The sequence below is a fragment of the Salinivibrio sp. SS3 genome (assembly GCF_001722105.1).
Taxonomy (GTDB): domain Bacteria; phylum Pseudomonadota; class Gammaproteobacteria; order Enterobacterales; family Vibrionaceae; genus Salinivibrio; species Salinivibrio kushneri.
In genome coordinates this window covers 120,565-140,396 of the sequence record NZ_MEBQ01000045.1, presented here as the reverse complement: position 1 = coordinate 140,396, position 19,832 = coordinate 120,565, and the positions used below count along the sequence as shown (strand labels likewise).

17 protein-coding genes and 1 tRNA gene are annotated in these 19,832 nt (G+C 52.2%); 4 read left to right on the top strand and 14 right to left on the bottom strand.

Annotation, left to right across the window (positions count from 1 at the left end; translation table 11 throughout):
• Positions 1-14 precede the first annotated feature (14 nt).
• Positions 15-374 (bottom strand): response regulator, encoded by a 360-nt coding sequence (locus BGL48_RS14935; protein ID WP_069363402.1) that lies wholly within the window; start codon positions 372-374, stop codon positions 15-17.
• A gap of 22 nt (positions 375-396) precedes the next feature.
• Positions 397-654, bottom strand: coding sequence for an STAS domain-containing protein (locus tag BGL48_RS14930; RefSeq protein WP_069363401.1), 258 nt, complete (start codon positions 652-654; stop codon positions 397-399).
• Between the two features lie 363 nt (positions 655-1,017).
• Here BGL48_RS14930 and BGL48_RS14925 point away from each other — a divergent pair.
• Together BGL48_RS14925 and BGL48_RS14920 are read left to right on the top strand one after the other, a co-directional pair.
• Positions 1,018-1,093, top strand: a tRNA-Phe gene (locus tag BGL48_RS14925).
• A 485-nt stretch (positions 1,094-1,578) separates the two neighbouring features.
• Positions 1,579-2,841, top strand: a complete 1,263-nt coding sequence (locus tag BGL48_RS14920; RefSeq protein WP_069363400.1) for an HD-GYP domain-containing protein — start codon at positions 1,579-1,581, stop codon at positions 2,839-2,841.
• 11 nt (positions 2,842-2,852) lie between these two features.
• On the opposite strand, the gene panC is transcribed toward BGL48_RS14920, so the two are convergent.
• The 8 genes from panC to thpR all read right to left on the bottom strand — a co-directional run bounded on the left by panC (position 2,853) and on the right by thpR (position 9,481).
• Positions 2,853-3,746 (bottom strand): pantoate--beta-alanine ligase, encoded by an 894-nt coding sequence (gene panC, locus BGL48_RS14915; protein WP_069363399.1) that lies wholly within the window; start codon positions 3,744-3,746, stop codon positions 2,853-2,855.
• An 11-nt stretch (positions 3,747-3,757) separates the two neighbouring features.
• A complete protein-coding gene (gene panB, locus BGL48_RS14910) occupies positions 3,758-4,552 on the bottom strand; it encodes a 3-methyl-2-oxobutanoate hydroxymethyltransferase (RefSeq protein WP_069363398.1) in 795 nt (264 codons plus the stop codon).
• Positions 4,553-4,587: 35 nt separating this feature from the next.
• Entirely contained in the window at positions 4,588-5,079 is a 492-nt protein-coding gene (gene folK, locus BGL48_RS14905; RefSeq protein ID WP_069363397.1) for a 2-amino-4-hydroxy-6-hydroxymethyldihydropteridine diphosphokinase, read from the bottom strand.
• Positions 5,076-6,440, bottom strand: a complete 1,365-nt coding sequence (gene pcnB / locus BGL48_RS14900) for a polynucleotide adenylyltransferase PcnB (RefSeq protein WP_069363567.1) — start codon at positions 6,438-6,440, stop codon at positions 5,076-5,078. Before pcnB ends, folK begins: the two co-directional genes overlap by 4 nt.
• Before the next feature lie 103 nt (positions 6,441-6,543).
• Positions 6,544-7,428 carry a tRNA glutamyl-Q(34) synthetase GluQRS gene (gene gluQRS / locus BGL48_RS14895; protein ID WP_069363396.1) on the bottom strand — a complete coding sequence of 295 codons (885 nt, stop codon included), beginning with the start codon at positions 7,426-7,428 and terminating at the stop codon, positions 6,544-6,546.
• A gap of 186 nt (positions 7,429-7,614) precedes the next feature.
• A complete protein-coding gene (gene dksA / locus BGL48_RS14890) occupies positions 7,615-8,064 on the bottom strand; it encodes an RNA polymerase-binding protein DksA (protein WP_046074011.1) in 450 nt (149 codons plus the stop codon).
• A 123-nt stretch (positions 8,065-8,187) separates the two neighbouring features.
• Positions 8,188-8,910 (bottom strand): DNA/RNA nuclease SfsA, encoded by a 723-nt coding sequence (gene sfsA, locus BGL48_RS14885; RefSeq protein WP_069363395.1) that lies wholly within the window; start codon positions 8,908-8,910, stop codon positions 8,188-8,190.
• Between the two features lie 19 nt (positions 8,911-8,929).
• Complete coding sequence (gene thpR / locus BGL48_RS14880; RefSeq protein WP_069363394.1) at positions 8,930-9,481, bottom strand: RNA 2',3'-cyclic phosphodiesterase; 552 nt, start codon at positions 9,479-9,481, stop codon at positions 8,930-8,932.
• Positions 9,482-9,546: 65 nt separating this feature from the next.
• Between thpR and hrpB the strand changes: the two genes are divergently transcribed.
• Together hrpB and mrcB are read left to right on the top strand one after the other, a co-directional pair.
• Positions 9,547-12,000, top strand: coding sequence for an ATP-dependent helicase HrpB (gene hrpB / locus BGL48_RS14875; protein ID WP_069363393.1), 2,454 nt, complete (start codon positions 9,547-9,549; stop codon positions 11,998-12,000).
• Between the two features lie 8 nt (positions 12,001-12,008).
• On the top strand, positions 12,009-14,348 hold the full coding sequence (gene mrcB, locus BGL48_RS14870; protein WP_069363392.1) for a penicillin-binding protein 1B: 2,340 nt from the start codon (positions 12,009-12,011) through the stop codon (positions 14,346-14,348).
• A gap of 113 nt (positions 14,349-14,461) precedes the next feature.
• On the opposite strand, the gene BGL48_RS14865 is transcribed toward mrcB, so the two are convergent.
• The 4 genes from BGL48_RS14865 to BGL48_RS14850 form a co-directional block, all read right to left on the bottom strand.
• Positions 14,462-15,232, bottom strand: coding sequence for an ABC transporter permease (locus BGL48_RS14865; protein ID WP_069363391.1), 771 nt, complete (start codon positions 15,230-15,232; stop codon positions 14,462-14,464).
• The gene (locus tag BGL48_RS14860) at positions 15,229-16,152 is read right to left on the bottom strand and encodes an ABC transporter ATP-binding protein (RefSeq protein WP_069363390.1); all 924 of its coding nucleotides are present in this window, start codon (positions 16,150-16,152) and stop codon (positions 15,229-15,231) included. Before BGL48_RS14860 ends, BGL48_RS14865 begins: the two co-directional genes overlap by 4 nt.
• 14 nt (positions 16,153-16,166) lie before the next feature.
• Positions 16,167-17,819: a SulP family inorganic anion transporter gene (locus BGL48_RS14855; RefSeq protein WP_069363389.1), complete on the bottom strand. Its 1,653-nt coding sequence runs from the start codon at positions 17,817-17,819 to the stop codon at positions 16,167-16,169.
• A gap of 341 nt (positions 17,820-18,160) precedes the next feature.
• Positions 18,161-19,816, bottom strand: coding sequence for a SulP family inorganic anion transporter (locus BGL48_RS14850; protein ID WP_069363388.1), 1,656 nt, complete (start codon positions 19,814-19,816; stop codon positions 18,161-18,163).
• Between the last annotated feature and the right edge of the window lie 16 nt (positions 19,817-19,832).

Genomic DNA, 19,832 nt, shown 5'->3' with positions numbered 1-19,832 from the left:
TCCGTTGATGTGCCTTACAGCACACGCTTGAGTGTTTTCAATAAGGTATCGGGGTTAAAGGGTTTGACGATCCATCCAGTCGCGCCCACCGCTTTCCCCGCCGACTTTTTCTCAGCAGAGCCTTCGGTGGTAAGCATCAAGATAGGCGTAAACTTATATTGCTGCACCTCTCTCACTTGTTTAACAAATTCAATGCCATCCATTACCGGCATATTGACGTCGGAGATGATCAAATCAAACGTTTTAGACTTTGCTTTTCGCAATGCATCGGCCCCGTCGTTGGCCGTCTCAACGTGATAACCTGCCTCCTTTAATGTGTGGCTCACCATTTGCCGAATGGATACCGAATCATCCGCTGCGAGTATATTTGCCATCCTCTTACTCCAACTCCGTCGATCAACTATGTAGTTTCAATAAGGTGGTCATGCCAGTCTGTTGCGCTGAGATACACAGGCAGTCAGGGACGTTCAACCACTCAACATCATCACAAGTCAGTACCCACGCCAATAACAACTGCAGGCCAGCACCATCGATTCGGCTCAGTTGGCTCGCGTCAATCACACATGAAGAGGCGTCCGCGACTTTCGCCTCCCAGTCCGCTTTGGCCTGCTGTACGTGAGAAACGTCGAGAGATTCTCCGAGTTCTATTTGCATGGCTGAACCGCCCTAAACGGTTGTCAAAAAAAGACATCTCATTGGCTTGTTGAATAAGTGTAGCAATAATCAATCGAACAACTTATATAAGGCCTTATTTTTGCTGAGGCGGTTTTGGTCAATGCCTTGTTTATGAATCAGCACCATCAAAAATAGAAATTAAAAAACAATAAGATAAGAAAATCAGGTGGGATAAATGACAAAGCAAAGACACCTTTATGTGGCTTTTTGTCAATGCAAATTAATGAATAAGATCACAAAAAGTCGATATGCCAGGCAGGAATTCAGGTTTATACCCATGGAATGCGTCAGTTAAATAGACTTTGACATTCTTAGGTTAATGCTATTAAATAGAGCACCTTAGCCCGGATAGCTCAGTCGGTAGAGCAGGGGATTGAAAATCCCCGTGTCGGTGGTTCGATTCCGCCTCCGGGCACCATACTTAAGAAAAATCCCTGCTCAAACGAGTGGGGATTTTTTTATGCCGACACCGTGTCGGTGACCTTGCAGCCCGCACCTTGCAGGCCGCAATCTATTCCACCTCCGGGCACCATATTTAAAAAATCCCTGCTCAAACGAGTGGGGATTTTTTTATGCCGACACCGTGTCGGTGACCTTGCAGCCCGCACCTTGCAGGCCGCAATCTATTCCACCTCCGGGCACCATATTTAAAAAAATCTCTGCTCAAACGAGTGGGGATTTTTTTATGCCGACACCGTGTCGGTGACCTTGCAGGCCGCACCTTGCAGGCCGCACCTTACTGCGACAGCGAATCCCCCCTACTCTGACACTTTTTGCTACCCTTTAAGTCAATTTTCGTTCAGTGCGATAGCGATTAGGCTTTTTACTCAATAGCGCCTGTTTATGGTAATCTATTGGTGGTTATTCTTGTCTTTTACCTCATGGATCGAGTGTCATTAACGCATGTCAGCCAGTAGCATTAAACTCTCAACAGAGCGACTTCAAGCGGGTCTTTATATCAAACTGCCGCTAAAATGGCGCGATCATCCATTTATGCTTAATCGTTTTCAAATAGAAAGCGAGGCACAAGCGAAGGTAATACGCTCGCTCCCAACAAGCTTTGTCTACTACTACCCAGATAAAAGTACGACAGTCCCCTTACCCGCGCTGACAGAAAAAAAAGAAAACCCGGATGAAGTCGATCCACATGCAGTCAGCCGAGAAAAAGCGGCGATGGAGCAGGAAAAACAACAGCGAATAGAAGAGCAACGCCGCTTTCGCGCACGCATTCAAAAAGTGCAGAAGCACTATCAACGTTCAATGGCACAACTGCGGGCGATCAATATGAAAGCGGCCAACCGTCCTCAAGCGGCGAACGAGGATGTCCGCATGCTCGTCGATAGCATGATGGTCTTTGGTAGCGAGTCGAATGTCACCCTGCACCTGATGGACGATCCGAGTTTGGCAGAAGACATGTATGCGCACTCACTGAATGTGGCCGTTCTCGCGCTGATGTTGGCACGCAGTAACGGGTACGACAATGACCAGCTTCGCTCGCTGATCACCGGCGCAGTGCTGCATGATATCGGTACCAAGAAGGTGCCGTCGGCCATCGTGCGAAAAAAGGAGCGACTGACAGAGCCGGAAATGAATTACTACCGTCAACATGTTAATTATGGGGCGGAGCTAGTAGCAGAAATGGAAGAGTGTACCCCTGAGGTCGAAACCATCATTGCCCAGCACCACGAGTTTGCTAACGGCAGTGGCTTCCCCAAAGGCCTATTGGGCGATGACATCGACGAAGCGGCGCAGATTGTCAGTATGGTGAACTTTTTTGACCGCTTATGTCGTCCTCAGTTTGGCGCATCCGCACGGATGCCTTTTGCCGCCTTGTCTCATCTTTTTAAAGACAATAAAGCCAAATTCAACCCGCGTCTGTTGGCACTATTTGTCAAGATGATGGGCGTTTATCCGCCAGGAACGGTGGTAAAGTTGTCGAATGACGATCTCGGCATGATTATCTCGGTGAACAGCTCTGCCCTGCTTAAACCCAATGTGATGATTTATGACCCGGATATTCCTTCCGATCAAGCCACCATCATTGACATGCGTGACAGTGAGCTAGAGATAGACACGGCTGTGCCTATCTCTAAACTGCCAGACGCGGTAAAAGAATACCTGAAGCCGCGCACCCGGATTTCGTATTTTATGGACGCTGACGGCTAAGCGACGACACATTAATCGCCACTAGGATCAGCTTTGTCCGCTTTCTCGACGGCTCGATGCAGCTCCACCGTCAGGTTATCAATAAGGCGTGTCGTACCAAGATAGGCGGCGACGAGAATCACCGCTTGTCGGCTGTTTTCATGCAATTGCGCAAGAGACGTGGCGTCACGAATATAAAATTCATCAGGCTGTAACCCCGCCGCACGCAGTTGATCGTGAGCATCTTCAATCAGATCATCGAGATCACGACGCCCATTACGCATTTGCGCACTCATCCAGCGCATGGTTTTCGCCAGCACTGGTGCACGTTGACGCTCATCGACGGTTAGGTTGTTATTACGAGAGCTCATCGCCAACCCATCACTTTCACGCACGGTAGGCACACCAATAATTTCAATCGGCATAGCCATGTCTGCCACCAATTTGCGGATCACCGCCAATTGCTGAAAGTCTTTTTCGCCAAAACAGGCCACCGCCGGCTGCACCAAATTAAAGAGTTTGCTCACCACAGTGGCGACACCACGGAAATGACCGGGGCGCGATGCCCCTTCTAACATAGTTGAAAGTCCTGGCACCTCAACTCTAGTGTGTGCATCCAGTCCGTGTGGATAGAGGGTATCGGCCGTTGGTGTAAACACCAACTCCACGCCCTCCTCACGCAACTTGGTCAAATCATCATCCAATGTACGCGGGTAGTTGGTTAAGTCGTCCGCGCGATCAAATTGCATCGGATTAACAAAAATGCTGACCACCACCACATCGCCTTGCTCCCGGGCTTTGCGCACCAAGGTTAAATGCCCTTGATGGAGATTCCCCATGGTCGGCACAAAGGCGATGCGCTTGGCCGCTTTTTGCCACTGATTAATGTGATCGCGCAGTGGCGCCACCTCAGAAATTACCTGCATACTCGGTCTCTCTATTTAAACGTGTGGGCGGAACCGGGAAATTCGCCACTCGCCACTTCTTGCACATACTTAGCCACTGCCGCACGCGCATCACCGGTCTCTGCCAAGTAGTTTTTCGAGAACTTAGGCATGTAATTTGCCGATACGCCGAGCATATCATGCATGACCAAAATTTGACCATCGGTGTCACCGCCCGCGCCAATCCCAATCACAGGCACAGACACGGTTTCAGTAATGCGCTTGGCCAGTGAGGCGGGGACGCATTCCAGCACAATGATCTGCGCGCCGGCTTTTTCTAGCGCGACCGCATCGGCTACCATTTGCTCGGCTTTTTCTTCCTCACGGCCTTGTACTTTAAAGCCACCAAAGATATTCACCGATTGCGGGGTAAGACCTAAGTGCGCACAAACCGGCACGGCGCGCTCAGTGAGCATTTTCACCGTATCAACCAACCATGATCCGCCCTCGACTTTGACCATATTGGCGCCCGCTTTGATCAATGCTGCGGCATTGGTGCAGGCTTGCTCAGGGGTGGCACAGCTCATAAATGGCATGTCGGCCATTAGCAAACTATTTGGACTCCCTGCTCGGACACAGCGGGTGTGGTACGCCAGCTCGTCAACCGATACCGACAAGGTATCGCTTTTACCTTGCAGCACCATGCCTAACGAATCGCCAACCAATAAAACAGGCACATCCTGCTGCTCAAACAATTGAGCAAAGCTCGCATCATAGGCAGTCAAGGACGCAAATTTCTGTCCTTGCTGCTTCCAAGTGATCAGATCGGTAATTGTGATTTTTTTCATTGTGTCTCCCAAAGCCTGAAACTGGGGCCCACCGATTAAACGTGATCGCAAATACGAGTTAAACCATTGCGATCAACGCGCGTCAGGCACGCGGCGAGGGTGCTGCCATCAGGCAAGCACAAGTCGGGGGCGATATCGGCAAGTGGATAAAGCACGAACTCACGCACTTTCATGCCATAATGTGGCACCGTCAGTCGCGGCTCGTCGATGACGCGATTGCCATAGAGTAGAATATCAAGGTCCAAGGTTCTTGGTCCCCAACGCTCTGCTTTGCGTTCCCTGCCATAATCAAGCTCAATCGCTTGTGTTGCATCCAATAGTGTCAGAGGGTCAAGCTGAGTGTCCAGCGCCGCGACGGCATTAACATAATCGGGCTGATCGGCCGGCCCCATGGGTTTGCTGGTATAAAGGGCTGACGCTGCCACAAAATGACTCTGCGGCAGTGACTTTAACGCAGCAATCGCCTGTTTGGCTTTTTCTACAGGATCACCGAGATTGCTGCCAATGGCGATATATACCCGATTCATGCGTCTGAATTTGACTGCGGTTTACGCCGACGTGGCGGCCCTTTACGTCGACGAGACTTGGGTTTACGCGTATTATGAGCTTTATTGATCGCACGCACCATTTTTTGGCGGCCACTTTGATCCGCACGCTGAAAGTCTCGCCACCACGCACACAGCGCTTCTGTCTCTTCACCTTCTACCGCACCGCGCATCTCAAGCAAATCAAACGCGGCACGGAATTTTTTCTCGTCCAACGTTTTAAACGCACGCGCCCCGGTGCGACGCGTCATGCGCATTTGCAATTGCCACACTTCACGTATCATGGCGGTGAAGCGCCGCGGAATGGCGATGGTCTTCACTTGCTCATCCACAATATCACTGGCGGCCACCATGAAGGCGTCGTAGTAGCTCAAGCCACTTTCAAATGCCATTTCTTCTGCCCGTGTCACCAAGGGATACCACAGCATGGCGGCAAATAAGAAAGCCGGGTTAATGCGTTGTTCGTTGACCACCCGCTTATCGGTTGAGCGTAATACCTGCTCTAGCATTTGCTCTGTTTGGCTGGTTTGTGTCTCGGTAAAGTGTGCGGCCACTGCCGGGAAGAGTTGCTGAAATAAATTGTACTCGCGCAACATTTGATATGTCGCGACCCCTTGACCGGATTGCAACAACTTCAAGCTTTCTTCAAACATTCGAGCGGCTGGGATATCTTGCAATAACGGCGCAAGCTCGACAATCGGCGCGGCGGTCGCGCTGTTAATCGTCATATCGAGCTTAACCGCAAAGCGCACCGCGCGTAACATCCGTACTGGATCTTCACGGTAGCGCGTTTCAGGATCACCGATCAGGCGGATAACGCGGTTATTGAGATCATCAAGCCCCCCTGCGTAATCCCGAATAGAAAAGTCGGCGATATTGTAATACAGCCCGTTCACCGTAAAGTCACGGCGCTGCGCGTCTTCATCGATGGTGCCATATACATTGTCACGCAATAGCATCCCATCTTCTGAGCGAGCCGTTTGCTTATCTTTCTCGCCTTTGCCGTGGTGGCCTCGGAATGTGGCCACCTCAATCACATCGCGGCCAAATAGGATGTGGGCAAGACGAAAACGCCGCCCAATGAGTCGACAGTTACGAAACAGCTTTTTGACTTCATCTGGGGTGGCATCGGTGGCAATATCAAAGTCTTTGGGTTCACGCCCCAATAAAAGGTCTCGCACACCGCCACCAACGAGGTACGCTTCAAAGCCCGCTTTGTGCAGGCGATAAAGCACTTTCAGCGCATTTTCGCTGATACCTTTGCGCGAAATGCCATGTGCTTTGCGGGGGATAACTTCCAACTTAAGATCCTCAATTGCGCGTGTTTTACTATCACGATTCAGAACCTTACGGCAAAAGCTGGTCACTCGATTAAAGATAGCTCACCTCGTATTTAATTGTTCGGGCCATGAAACAGCGGCATATAATATATCAGGGTGGGCCATTTTAGAATGCTGTCGTCACTTCCGTTTTTCTCGGTATCTGTGCCAACGACCAACGCTTAACCGCCAGGTCTAATAATTGGGTGGGACTCTCCACCTCTTGCTCAGCCACTCCATGCAAACCAAGAAACGTCATCGCTGCGCGTAAAGCTGGAAGCGGCGCTTGATTATCAATGGCAGGGGCCCGGTTTTGCTTAGAAAGCTTATGTCCCTCTGCATTGACAGCCAGAGGCAGGTGTAAATAACGCGGCACGGGTTGGCCGAGTTGTTGGTACAACGCGATATGGCGCCCTGTCGGCATAATCAAATCCGCCCCACGCACGATATCGGTCACGCCTTGATCGATATCATCGAGTACCACCGCAAGATTATACGCATACAAGCCGTCGCGTCGTTTAATGATAAAGTCTTCATTGGCAAGGTGCGCATCAAGACCAAGCGTACCATGCAACCTGTCCTGAAAAGCGAGTACCTCGACAGGGCTTTTTAGTCTCACCGCCGCCGCTTGCGCCCCTTTATCTTTATCACGACACCAACCTGGGTAAACGCCACCCGCCTCTTTGATTTGCCGCCGGGTACAGGTGCAATAATACGCCTGCCCAGCGCTTAACCAAGCGTCAATCTGCGCTTGATAATCAGAAAGGTGCTGGCTTTGGTAACGCACCTCTCCGTCCCACGCAAAACCAAACGCCTCCAGCGTGCGCAAAATGTCACTCGCGGCGCCCGGCTGCTCGCGAGGCGGATCGATATCTTCAATCCGAACCAGCCACTGCCCATGGTGTGCGCGCGCATCTAAATACGAGCCAAGTGCCGCCACCAATGAGCCAAAGTGTAGCGGGCCCGACGGGGAAGGGGCAAAACGGCCAATATAAGCGGTCTGCGAAGTCATGATAAGCGCATAGACAGTAGTTGCGACGCCTGCAGCGAGAGTGAATAGCGCAAATTGTACGGGGATCTTGCGCTAACACAAGCACCCTAAAACACAAAAAGGGAGCCGAGGCTCCCTTTTTTCTGTCTGCTTTCTCTCTGCCAACCACGGCGAGCGAACAATGAGTGCAAATATAACGCGCCAGCGTTAGCCAGCCATTTGCTTTTCTTTTAGCTCAGCCAGTGTTTTACAATCAATACACAACTCTGCTGTTGGGCGAGCTTCTAAGCGGCGCACCCCAATTTCGATACCACACGAGTCGCAAAAGCCGAAGTCATCATCTTCGATACGCTGCAATGTCTTATCGATCTTCTTAATCAGCTTGCGCTCGCGATCGCGGTTACGCAGCTCTAGGTTGAATTCCTCTTCCTGTGCTGCACGATCGACAGGATCGGGGAAATTGGCCGCCTCATCTTTCATATGATTCATGGTGCGGTCGACTTCTTCCCTGAGCTGATTACGCCACGCATTGAGGATTTTACGGAAATGCTCAAGCTGAGCCTCTCCCATATACTCCTCTCCAGGTTTCTCCTGGTATGGCTCTAATCCGGCAATGGCCAGGATGCCCAGCGATTTCTTTTCTTTGCTTTCTGGCATTCAGCTTCTCCTAAAAAACCTTGACATGACCCGTGTCTGTCAAATGAGGGCGCTATCTATAGCAGAAAGCCTTTAGGGTGGCAATCTTTGATTTACGCCGCGCAACGCCCAATGTGAACATGCTTACACTTTTGCAGTATGACCAACAAAAGGTACGGAATTAACCAGATTTAGCTCACTCGGCGACATCTGAGCCTGATAGCAGATCACTTCTACCCCTGACGCCAGCGCCTGATTTAATAACTGGTTATAATCCGGGTCGATATGGGGGGCGCCTGTGACTTTTTCAATCCCTGAGTGCAAAACAACGAATAATAAGACCGCACGATGTCCTTGCTCTGCCATCGCCATCAATTCACGCAAGTGCTTTTGCCCACGCTTGGAGACAGCATCCGGAAACGCCCCCCAGCCGTCTTCCTCCAATAATGTGACACTCTTTACTTCTATATAGCAGTCAGGTTTGTCATCGTCACGTAATAGTAGGTCTATGCGACTGTTTTCGCTGCCATAGCGTACTTCCGTCTGTAATTGTCGATACCCCACTAGTTCAGGAATACTACCTGCCTGCACCGCTTCAACCGCTAAGGGGTTAGCACGCGCCGTGTTGACACAAATCCAGTGTCCCTGCTGGGTATGATTGAGCTCCCAACTATGCGGGTATTTACGTTTGCTATTATCGGAGGTGGAATACCAAACCGTATCGCCTGGCGTCGCACAACCGGTCATCGCCCCGGTATTGGCACAATGCATGGTCAGCGACTCGCCATTAGCCAGCGTGACATCGGTTAAAAAACGTTTGTAGCGGCGTACTAAGGTTGCCGACGCCAATGGTGGGGAAAACTGCATCTGCCGTTCCTGCTGGTGATTAACAAAGGCTGAATTGATGCAGGCATTGGTATAACGCCCGCCCCTCATTATCTCGCGGTATCGATTCATCCGACGCGGAGGAAGGCGAAGCATATAACCCAAACCGTTGACAGGCAAATGTCTGTGTTGGCAGAGGTGGTAGGTGTAAAGCTTGTTGATGCTTGACGCCACGACGCAAGGTAATATGCGGCGTAAACGCATGACTGTCCGCTTTTGCGTGCCAAACGGGTAAGGTTTGTAAGTGATGGGCTAGATCAAACAATACCGGCGGGGGGTGGTTGAAGGTTACACACGCAATTTTCGGCTGCTCCCATACTTCAACACCTGAGGTTGTGAGAGAAAACGCAGGCAGAGCCAGGTTACTTGCCGCGGCTTGGAGCGCAGGGAGTTTGGTATCAGGGACCTCACCTAAAAACGCCAAGGTGAGGTGTAAGTTCTGATCGGGCACCGCGCGCCCCTCACCACAAAGATGATGGTGGTAGCGAACCAGTTGCTCCCGAGCGGCTTGATTGGTTTTCTCGTCCAAACCTAATGCGAAAAATAGTCGCATGGGCTCTCCTTTTACGCTCAGTCCGTTAAAATAGTCACTTTGATTCTGACACAAAGGGCGAATTCTTGTCTCAGCTTCCCATTGATGCCGTGATACCCGACCTGATAGACGGGCTCGCGACCTATCCGCAGATCCTCTTATCCGCACCACCGGGCGCGGGTAAGTCGACGCGCTTACCCCTTGCGTTGCTTGAGCAGGCCTCACTGCCGGGAAAAATCGTGCTACTAGAGCCCCGTCGGCTCGCCGCGCGCAATATTGCCCGCTTCCTCGCCCAGCATCTGGGTGAGCCGATAGGCCAAACCATCGGTTTACGCATGCGGGGAGAGACCAAAGTCAGTGCTCAAACGCGTGTAGAGGTGGTCACTGAGGGGGTGCTGACACGTTTGCTGCAAACCGACCCCATGCTTGATGGCGTGAGTGTGGTCATGTTCGATGAGTTTCACGAACGCAGCCTGCATGCCGATCTCGCGCTCGCCTTGAGTCTAGATTGCCAAGCTGGCTTGCGAGATGATCTGCGTCTGATGGTCATGTCTGCGACCTTAGATAACCACGCCTTGGCGCAACATTTACCCGACGCCCTGACCCTGACAACTGAAGGGCGCAGCTACCCGATTCATTATCACTATCACCCACTGTCACGGCATTCACAATGGGCCAGCGCAGTGGCTAGCGCCAGCCTTGATTTTATCGCTCAACACGCGGGATCGGCCCTACTCTTTCTCCCCGGTGTGAGCACGATTAGACAGGTTTATGCTGCCCTAGAAGGGCGCCTCCCTGATGACATGGATTTGCATCGTCTTCACGGTAGCCTTGACGCCTCGGCGCAACACGCCGCGATCGCCCCTCCTTCTCCTGGGAGGCGTAAGTTAGTGCTCACAACTAATATCGCTGAGACCAGTTTAACCATCGAAGGGATCCGGTTAGTGATCGATGCGGGACTTGAGCGGATGGTTATCCATCAAGCACAAACGGGTATCGATAAGCTAGTAACACGGCAGATCACACGCAGTGCTGCCATTCAACGCGCAGGTCGCGCCGGTCGCCTTGAGGAAGGACAGTGCCTACGCCTATACAGCGAAGAGCAGTTTCAACGCTTACCAGCCACTCCTACCGCGCCGATCTTACGAGAAGACTTAACCGATCTTGCCCTCAATGTCATCCAGTGGGGCTGTGATGTGAAAGATTTACATTGGCTTGACGTGCCGCCCACCAAGCATTGGCAAGCGGCCTGTATCAGGCTGACACAATTGGGGCTGATTGATACGCGCCAAGGACTCACCGCGCTGGGGCAACGTGCCATTCAATTGGCGGCTAGCCCACGCGCTGCCGCCATGTTGGCTCGGGCTGAAAAGGAGGACACCTCTGTGTTATCCACCGCCTGCTGGCTCGCCGCCTGGGCCGACAAGCCCATGACCTCAAGATCATCGCTGGCGCTGGTTGACCAATTACAATCGGTCATGGCTCACAAAGACTATCAAGACCGCGCCCAATCACTGGCACGGACACTTGGGATAAGATTGCAACGCTCCCTCGATGAAGCCATGTTGCCACTGCTGGCCGCCAACACCTGGCCAGATAGAGTCGCATTGAGACGGGGAAAAACGGGACGCTTTATGATGGCCAATGGTCACGGCGTGACACTCGATAGTCAAGACGCACTCAGTCACGCTGAGGCAATCGTGGTTTGTGATGTGATGGCCGGCGAGCAACACGACAGCCGCGCCTACAGTGCCATGGCGCTTTCACTGGACACGCTACAACAGATGCGCCCCGACTTATTACGTCAACATGAGGTCGTACAATGGGACGACCATCGCGGCACGCTAAAAGCAGAAAAACAGCAACGCCTCGGCGAATTAGTGCTTTATCGTGAGCCACTGAATACACTCAGTGCTGAGCAGCAGGCGCAAGGATTATTAGACGCCGTACGCCAAAAAGGCATTGATGCGTTGAACTGGCAACGCAGCAGCCAGTCCTTGCTCACCCGCGCCCGCTGCGCGCAAGCCTGGGGACTAGATATTATGCTACCGCCACTTAGCGACGACGACTTATTGGCATCGCTCGATACCTGGCTCGCGCCATTTATTCACGGCATGTCGCGCTGGCAAACCCTGCAGCAGCTAGATCTCAAGCCCGTGTTAGAAGCTTGGTTCGGCTTTGCGGTCACCCAACAATTGAACGCGGCGCTGCCCACACATATGACCGTCCCAACGGGCTCACGTTATCCTTTGCGCTATACGCCAGACAGTGCGCCCGTCTTAGCGGTGAAAATGCAAGAGATGTACGGGCAGGCCCAAACGCCCACCCTGGCGTACGGCAAGGTGACGGTACAAGTAGAGCTACTTTCCCCCGCTGGACGCCCGCTACAAATTACCCAAGATCTGGCGGGCTTTTGGCAAGGCAGCTACAAAGAGGTGCAAAAAGAAATGAAAGGGCGCTACCCTAAACACCTTTGGCCTGATGATCCGGCCAACCATGTGCCAACCCGAAAAACCAAGCGCCATTTTAATCAGAGTTAAGCTATTGTATGGCAGAGAAAAAAACACGCTCACGCCCGAGCAATAAAAAACGTTCATCACCCAAACGCCAGCCCAAGAAGACGCCGACCAAACCAAGTTGGGGGAAACGCCTGTTAGGCTTAGGGCTAAAGTGCAGCCTCGTCGGGATTGCCGCCGTGGTCATGTTAGGGATCTATTTAGATGGCAAAATCCAAGACAGATTCAGCGGCCAGATTTGGCAGCTTCCTGGGGTCGTTTATGGCCGAGTCATCAACCTGTCTCCTGGTAGCGATTTTTCCCTCTCACAGCTACGACAGCAACTGGATGCGCTTAATTATCAGAAGGTACGCACCCCAAAACGCCCTGGCGAGTACTCGGCGTCAAGCACCCGGCTTGAGATCATTCGTCGTCCATTTGATTTTGAAGATGGGCCCGCGCCGGCACGTCATGCGATGTTGAGCTTTGCTGACGGCCAAGTGGGTAAAATCACCGAGGTAAGCAGCCAACAACCGCTGGGGTTATTGCGTATCGAACCCAAGCTATTGGGCATGATGGAGTCCGGCATTCGTGAGCAACGCTTATTCTTGCCACGCGAGCGTTTCCCTGAGTTTTTAGTTGAAGCCTTGATCACCACGGAAGACAGAGACTTCTATCATCACGAAGGCGTTTCGCCTACGGGTATTTTGCGTGCCTTGGTTGCCAATATTCGCGCAGGGCGCACCGTGCAAGGAGGCTCGACGCTGACTCAACAGTTAGCTAAGAACTTGTTCCTTACCCGTGATCGCACCTTGTGGCGTAAGGTACAAGAAGCTTACATGGCACTGATCCTGGATTTTCGCTATAGCAAAGACAAAATTCTTGAGGCCTACCTCAATGAGGTTTACCTCGGCCAAAACCGTGGTGAGCCCGTACACGGTTTTCCTTTAGGGGCGCGCTTGTATTTCGGTCGTCCTATCAGTGAGCTACGTGTTGATCAACTCGCGCTACTGGTTGGCATGGTAAAAGGGCCATCTTATTACAATCCCTTCCGCCACCCTGAACGCGCGAAAACACGACGCGACCTGGTGCTGCGCTTGATGCTCGAGCAAAATCTGCTCACCAGTGCCAATTATGATGCCGCCGCCAGTCGTCCGCTCGATATTCAGGCCACCCCCACACTATCGCGTCCCCAGCCCGCCTACTTTGATCAGCTCAAAGAAGAGATCCGCCACAATGTCGGGGACAAATATGCCGCGGGCGAAGGGCTGCGTATATTTACCACGCTCGACCCTGTCTCACAGCAAGCGATTGAAGGCGCAGTCGTCGATAAGGTCAAGGCACTTAAAGGCCGAGCAGGTAACAAGCTTGAAGCGGCAGCGGTGATTGCCGACCGCCGCAGCGGTGAAGTCCGTGCCATGGTCGGCGGTGCACGCCCGGGCTTCGCAGGCTTTAATCGCGCATTAAACGCCAAACGCCCCATCGGCTCACTGTCAAAACCGGCGGTGTATCTGACCGCGTTGAGCCACCCGGAACGTTTCCAGCTCACCAGCAAGATTGACGATAAACCCATTCGTTTAGAAGGCAGTCAAGGCAGTCGCTGGCAACCGCGCAACTATGACCGCCAATACCGAGGCCGTGTGTCCTTACTCACCGCTCTTGCCAAGTCTTATAACGTCCCGACGGTAAATCTCGGCATGCAGCTGGGGTTAGATGAGGTGATCAAGACCTTCGGCAAACTGGGCGCCAATACCGAGAATATCCCTCAGGTACCGTCTTTGCTTCTTGGCGCGTTTAGCATGAGTCCGTTCGACGTTACCCAAATCTACCAAACGCTCGGCAGTGGTGGGCAACGTGCCCCCTTAACCGCCTTACGTGCGGTCACCACCAAAGAGGGACAAAACCTTTATCAAAACTGGCCAAAAGCAGAGCGTGTCGTGCCTCAGCAAGCTGGCTGGCTAACGCTATACGCGATGAAGCAGGTCGTTCAGCAAGGGACGGGACGCTACTTGACGCGTCGCCATGGCAATGTGGCACTCGCGGGCAAAACTGGTACCACAGATGATAACCGCGATAGTTGGTTTGTCGGTATCGATGATAAAGAAGTCACCACGGTGTGGCTTGGCCGCGACGATAACCAATCAACTGGGCTCACCGGCGCTTCAGGGGCATTGCGTGTCTATGATGATTATCTCAGTCGCCGAGGCGCCAGTGCGCTGACGTTATCATGGCCGGCTAACGTCACCACAGTCGCCGTGACCCAGCAAGGCAGTCAGTACCAGCTGAATTGTCGTGGTGAAATGTCGCTACCGATTTGGGACATTGATGGGCAGTTTGCCAAACGCTGTGGTCAGTCAGACCCGGTCGGGTGGCTAAAAGGTTTGTTTAACTAAGCGTCAGCACACCATCAGGCGTCATTGTTCAAGCCAGCAATAAAAAGCCCCGGCCATGATGGCCGGGGCTTTTGTATCCGGTATCAAACCGAATTATTGGTACTGCGAGGTCGTTAACTACGCAAGCCTGTTCCTTTGGAAATCAAGCCCCACGCCAGGGCATACAGCCCGATGATGAACAGCATCAGCACCCCAAACGATGTCATGATGCCGACATCTGACACGCCAAGAAAGCCGTACCGGAACGCGTTCACCATGTACACAATCGGGTTCAGTTTTGACACGCCCTGCCAAAACTCAGGCAGCAGGGAGAGCGAATAAAACACCCCCCCTAGGTAAGTTAGTGGCGTCAAGATAAAGGTAGGGATCAGGCTAATATCGTCAAAGGTTTTGGCGAAAATAGCGTTAATCAGTCCACCCAGTGCAAACACCGCCGAGGTCAACACCACGGTGGTAATCACAATCAGCGGATGCGCTATCTGCAAATCGACGAAGAACAGGGAGGTCATGGTCACCAAGGCGCCGACCGCTAACCCCCGACACATGCCACCACCAATGTAGCCGGCAATGATCACGTAGTTTGGAATGGGGGCGACCAACAACTCCTCAATATTATGTTGGAACTTGGCACTAAAGAAAGACGATGCCACGTTCGAGTACGAGTTAGTGATCACCGACATCATGATAAGCCCGGGCACGATATACTCCATGTAGGAGAAACCTTCCATCTGGCCAATCCGCGAGCCAATAAGATTACCGAAAATAATAAAATAGAGGCTCATGGTAATCGCGGGCGGCACCAAGGTTTGCACCCAGATACGGGTAAAGCGCGCCACTTCTTTATGAATCAGGGTGCGAAAGGCCACCCAATACAAAGCATTCATGCACGCTCCTCCCCATTTTGCTGAATTAAGGTGACAAATAACTCCTCAAGGCGGTTTGCCTTGTTGCGCATCGACAGCACCTGCACCCCTTGTTGCGACAACTGGTCAAAGACAGGGGTCAATCCGACTGACTTATTCACTTCCACTTCCAAGGTATTGGTATCGGTTTTCTGCCAATTAACACCGTCTAAGGTGCTCAGTTTATGCCCCGGCTGTAAATCAAGGATAAACGTCTCTGCGTCCAGCTTCGCCAGCAAGGCCTTCATGGAGGTATCTTCCACCAGCTCTCCTCGATTGATAATACCGATGTTGCGACACAAGGTTTCGGCTTCTTCAAGGTAATGGGTGGTAAGAATGATGGTGATCCCTTGCCGGTTTATCTCAGTGAGAAAGTCCCACATGGAACGACGCAGCTCAATATCGACACCGGCGGTTGGCTCGTCCAAAATCAACAGGCGAGGCTCATGCATCAACGCGCGGGCAATCATTAAGCGACGCTTCATGCCCCCCGATAAATTACGGGCAGGCTCATGGCGCTTATCCCATAAATCGAGCTGCGAGAGATATTTTTTCGCGCGTAATTTGGCTTGGTCGCGGGGCACACCATAGTAACCCGCTTGGTTCACCACGATTTGTTCCACTTTCTCAAACTGGTTAAAGTTAAACTCTTGTGGCACCAGTCCGATCTGCTTTTTGGCCTCCACCTTTTGGGTATCGAGATCGTAGCCAAAAATGCTCACCTGCCCCTGGGTTTTATTCACCAGTGAGCTCAAAATGCCAATGGTGGTGGATTTACCCGCCCCATTTGGCCCCAATAGCGCATAAAAATCGCCCTCCTCGACAGAGAGCGATACCCCTTTTAGCGCCTTAACACTGGTCCCATAGGTTTTGACCAGGTCTTTGATGTCGATGGCTTTCATAAGCTCCCGTTCTTTTAAGGCATGACCTCGGTCACTCGGTGCGCGGCACGGAGTGCGTCATAACGGCTATCAAAAGTATGATCGTCGGTGAGCCAATTTTTAACATGCAAGCGCTCAAGCTGATCCCGTGTTTTTTGATGGGGGCAGAGCAGAAAAACTTGGCAATTGGCATCAACCGCATCTTTGATCGCATTTTCCAGCGCGAGGCCGACGGTCATATCAATCATGGGCACGTCACTGAGGTCTAAGATCATGACATCGAATTCCTCAATTTTACTGTGCTGACGTGCAATCGCTTTCGAGACACTGAATATCATTGGGCCTGAGAGATAGAAAAACAACACTTTTCCGTTGGCGCTATCTAATAAAGCCCTTTCCATCTCACTCAAGGGGACGTCATCTTCATCCGCATCACTGATCGCTTTGACCTGCTTTTCTTGCTCACGGCTTAAGTGTTCAATGGCAATAATATTGGCAATAAACACGCCCACACCCACTGCCACAATTAAGTCCACCAGCACGGTCAATATCATCACCCCATACATGATCACGGTTTGATGTAAGCTGACTTTGTGGGCACGTTGGATAAAGGTGCGGTCAAGGATATTGAACCCCACATAAATAGCGATACCCGCCAGCACCGCCATCGGGATGGGCTCAGTCAAAAAGCCTGCGACCAAGATCACCGCCGCTAAAATAAGGGCGCGCACAATGGCCGCAAAGGGTGAACGTCCGCCCACTTGCACATTGACCACCGTGCCCATGGTGCCACCCGCGCCCGGCAAAGCGCCAAATAATCCCGCCACCATGTTGGCCAGTCCCTGCCCGCGCAGTTCTTTATCCGAATCATGCTCTTCGCGCGTCAACGAGTCAGCGATGACCGCAGAGAGCAAGGTATCAATGCACCCCAAGGTCCCCAACACTAACGCATCCACCATCATGGTGGTGAGTACCTCACTGTCAATGTGTGGCAGCATCAAAGTGGGCAAGCCGGTGGGAATCACACCAATACGGCGAATCGCCTCAAGATCAAACCACCACATTGACAACAAAGTCACCACCACCAAGGCAACGAGTTGCACCGGCATATAACGGCGATATTTTTGTGGGAAAGAAAAGAGGATCCCCAGCGTCAGTAGTCCTAATAGCAGCTCACTTTGTTGGGTATGCGCGATGAGATCGGGCAGCGCTTGCAAGGTCCCGAGTACGCCACCGTCAGGGGTGCCTTGCCCCAGTAAAGGCGGCAACTGCAAAATGATCAAGATAACGCCAATGCCGGACATAAAGCCCGATATCACGCTGTATGGCATTAAAGTGACGTACTTTCCAAGCTTCAAGGTTCCTAAGATCACTTGGAATAAGCCCGCCATCATCACCACGGTAAAGCCCATTGCCATGCCCCCTTCGGGGTAACGTGACACCATGGTGGTGAGTACCGCGGTCATGATCACTGTCATCGGGCCGGTCGGCTCTGAGATAAGGGTTGAAGAGCCACCAAACAACGCAGCAAACAGGCCTACTAAAATGGCCCCCCACATGCCGGCTTCGGCACCGGCACCTGACGCTACCCCGAAGGCCAGCGAGAGGGGCAAAGAAATAACCGCCGTGGTGACGCCCCCAAACAGGTTCCCTTTCAGGGTCCAGTTCTTGAATCGTTCGAATTTCAAAACAGCTGATCCTTTCAAGTCGTATGCAGTATCACGGCCATGACGGCTTTACTCACTGGCACGGGGGTCCCCCAGTGCGCGCGCCAGTATATAGGAATGTGCACAAGATCAAATCAGGAGGGGAAACGCATGGTCAGTTTTCAACCAAAAAGAATAAAATGATGAGAAATGTGGCAAATATTCACTAAATATCTTGTATTTAAGTGATCGTGATGGGGTGTTTTTGGCTAGTCGGGAAACGCGCGGATCCCTCTAAAAAGCCATGACAGCACACAAACCCGCTCATGACGCCAGTTTGCGAGTTTGTGTGTATCAAGGTGTAAGAGACGTTGAACAGTGCGCTATGGCATCACTTCTACTAAGCGGTTGGCCGCCTCTAATGCTGGTTTGCGTGTGGTAAAAATATGCGCGTCTCTGACCCAATCACCGATGTGAAGGCGCTGCAGCTGCTCACGTGTCTCATCGTGCGGGCACAGTAAAAACACCGTGCACTCAGCCTCACGCGCATCTTTAATCGCGTTCTCTAACGCCAAGCCAACCGTCATGTCTAACATGGGCACATCGCTTAAATCCAATATCATCACACGGAACTCGTTGATGTGCGCATGCTGGCGTGCAATCGCTTTCGAGACACTGAAAATCATCGGCCCGGAAAGATAGAAAAACAACACTTGGCCATTGCTGGCATCAAGCAGCGCACGCTCTTCGTCATCAAGCGGCACTTCATCATCTTCGGCATCACTGATGGCCCGCACTTGCTTGGCTTGTTCTCGACTTAGGCGCTCAATCACCAATAAGTTGGCAATGAATACCCCCAAGCCAACGGCAACAATCAAATCGACAAATACCGTCAGCGCCATCACGCCATACATGATCCCCGTCTGCTGTAAGCTGATCTTGTGGGCACGATGCAGAAAGCTCCAATCGAGGATATTAAAACCGACGTACAAGGCGATGCCCGCCAATACTGCCATCGGGATGGGCGCGGTCAGCGCACCGGCGACCAATACCACCGCGGCTAACATCGCCGCCCGCAAAATTCCCGATAAGGGAGAACGCGCGCCTACTTGTACATTCACCACGGTGCCCATAGTCGCCCCCGCGCCAGGGAGCGCACCAAATAACCCGGCAATCATATTGGCGACGCCCTGTCCGCGCAGCTCGCGATCAGAGTTGTGTTCTTGCCGCGTCAGTGAGTCAGCAATCACCGCGGTTAATAAGGTATCAATACACCCTAAGGTACCCAGCACGAGGGCATCAATCACCATCGCAGTAAAATGCTCAGCCGTGATATGCGGAAGCACTAGCGAGGGTAAGCCAGTGGGTATTTCCCCAATACGACGAATGCTGTCGGTATCAAACAGTACCATAGAGACTAAGGTGATACTGACGAGTGCGACAAGCTGCGCAGGAATAAAACGACGATATTTCGCCGGAAAATAAAACAAGATGCCAAGGGTGAGTCCCCCGAGGAACACCTCTTTAAAATCGGCATTAGCGAGTAAGTCAGGCAATGCTTTGAGGGTGCCAAGCGCCCCGCCAGAAGGTGCGGCTTGCCCCAATAACGGCGCTAGCTGGAGCAAAATCAAGATCACCCCAATCCCTGACATAAAGCCTGACACCACACTGTAGGGCATCAAGGTAACGTATTTACCCAGCCTTAAACTGCCAATCAGAACTTGGAACGCGCCAGCCATCATCACCACGGTAAACGCCATGGCAACGCCTCCTTCCGGATAGCGAGCCATCATCGCGGTTAGCACCGTGGTCATGATCACTGTCATCGGCCCAGTGGGCTCGGAGATCAACGTTGATGAACCACCAAATAGCGAGGCAAACAACCCGACTAGAATCGCGCCCCATAGCCCCGCTTCCGCGCCAGCGCCTGAGGCGACACCAAATGCAAGCGCCAATGGCAATGAGATAATCGCGGTAGTGACCCCACCAAACAAATCCCCTTTTACTGTCAGCTGCGCAAATCGTCCTTTATCAAACACGCACTACCCCTACTGC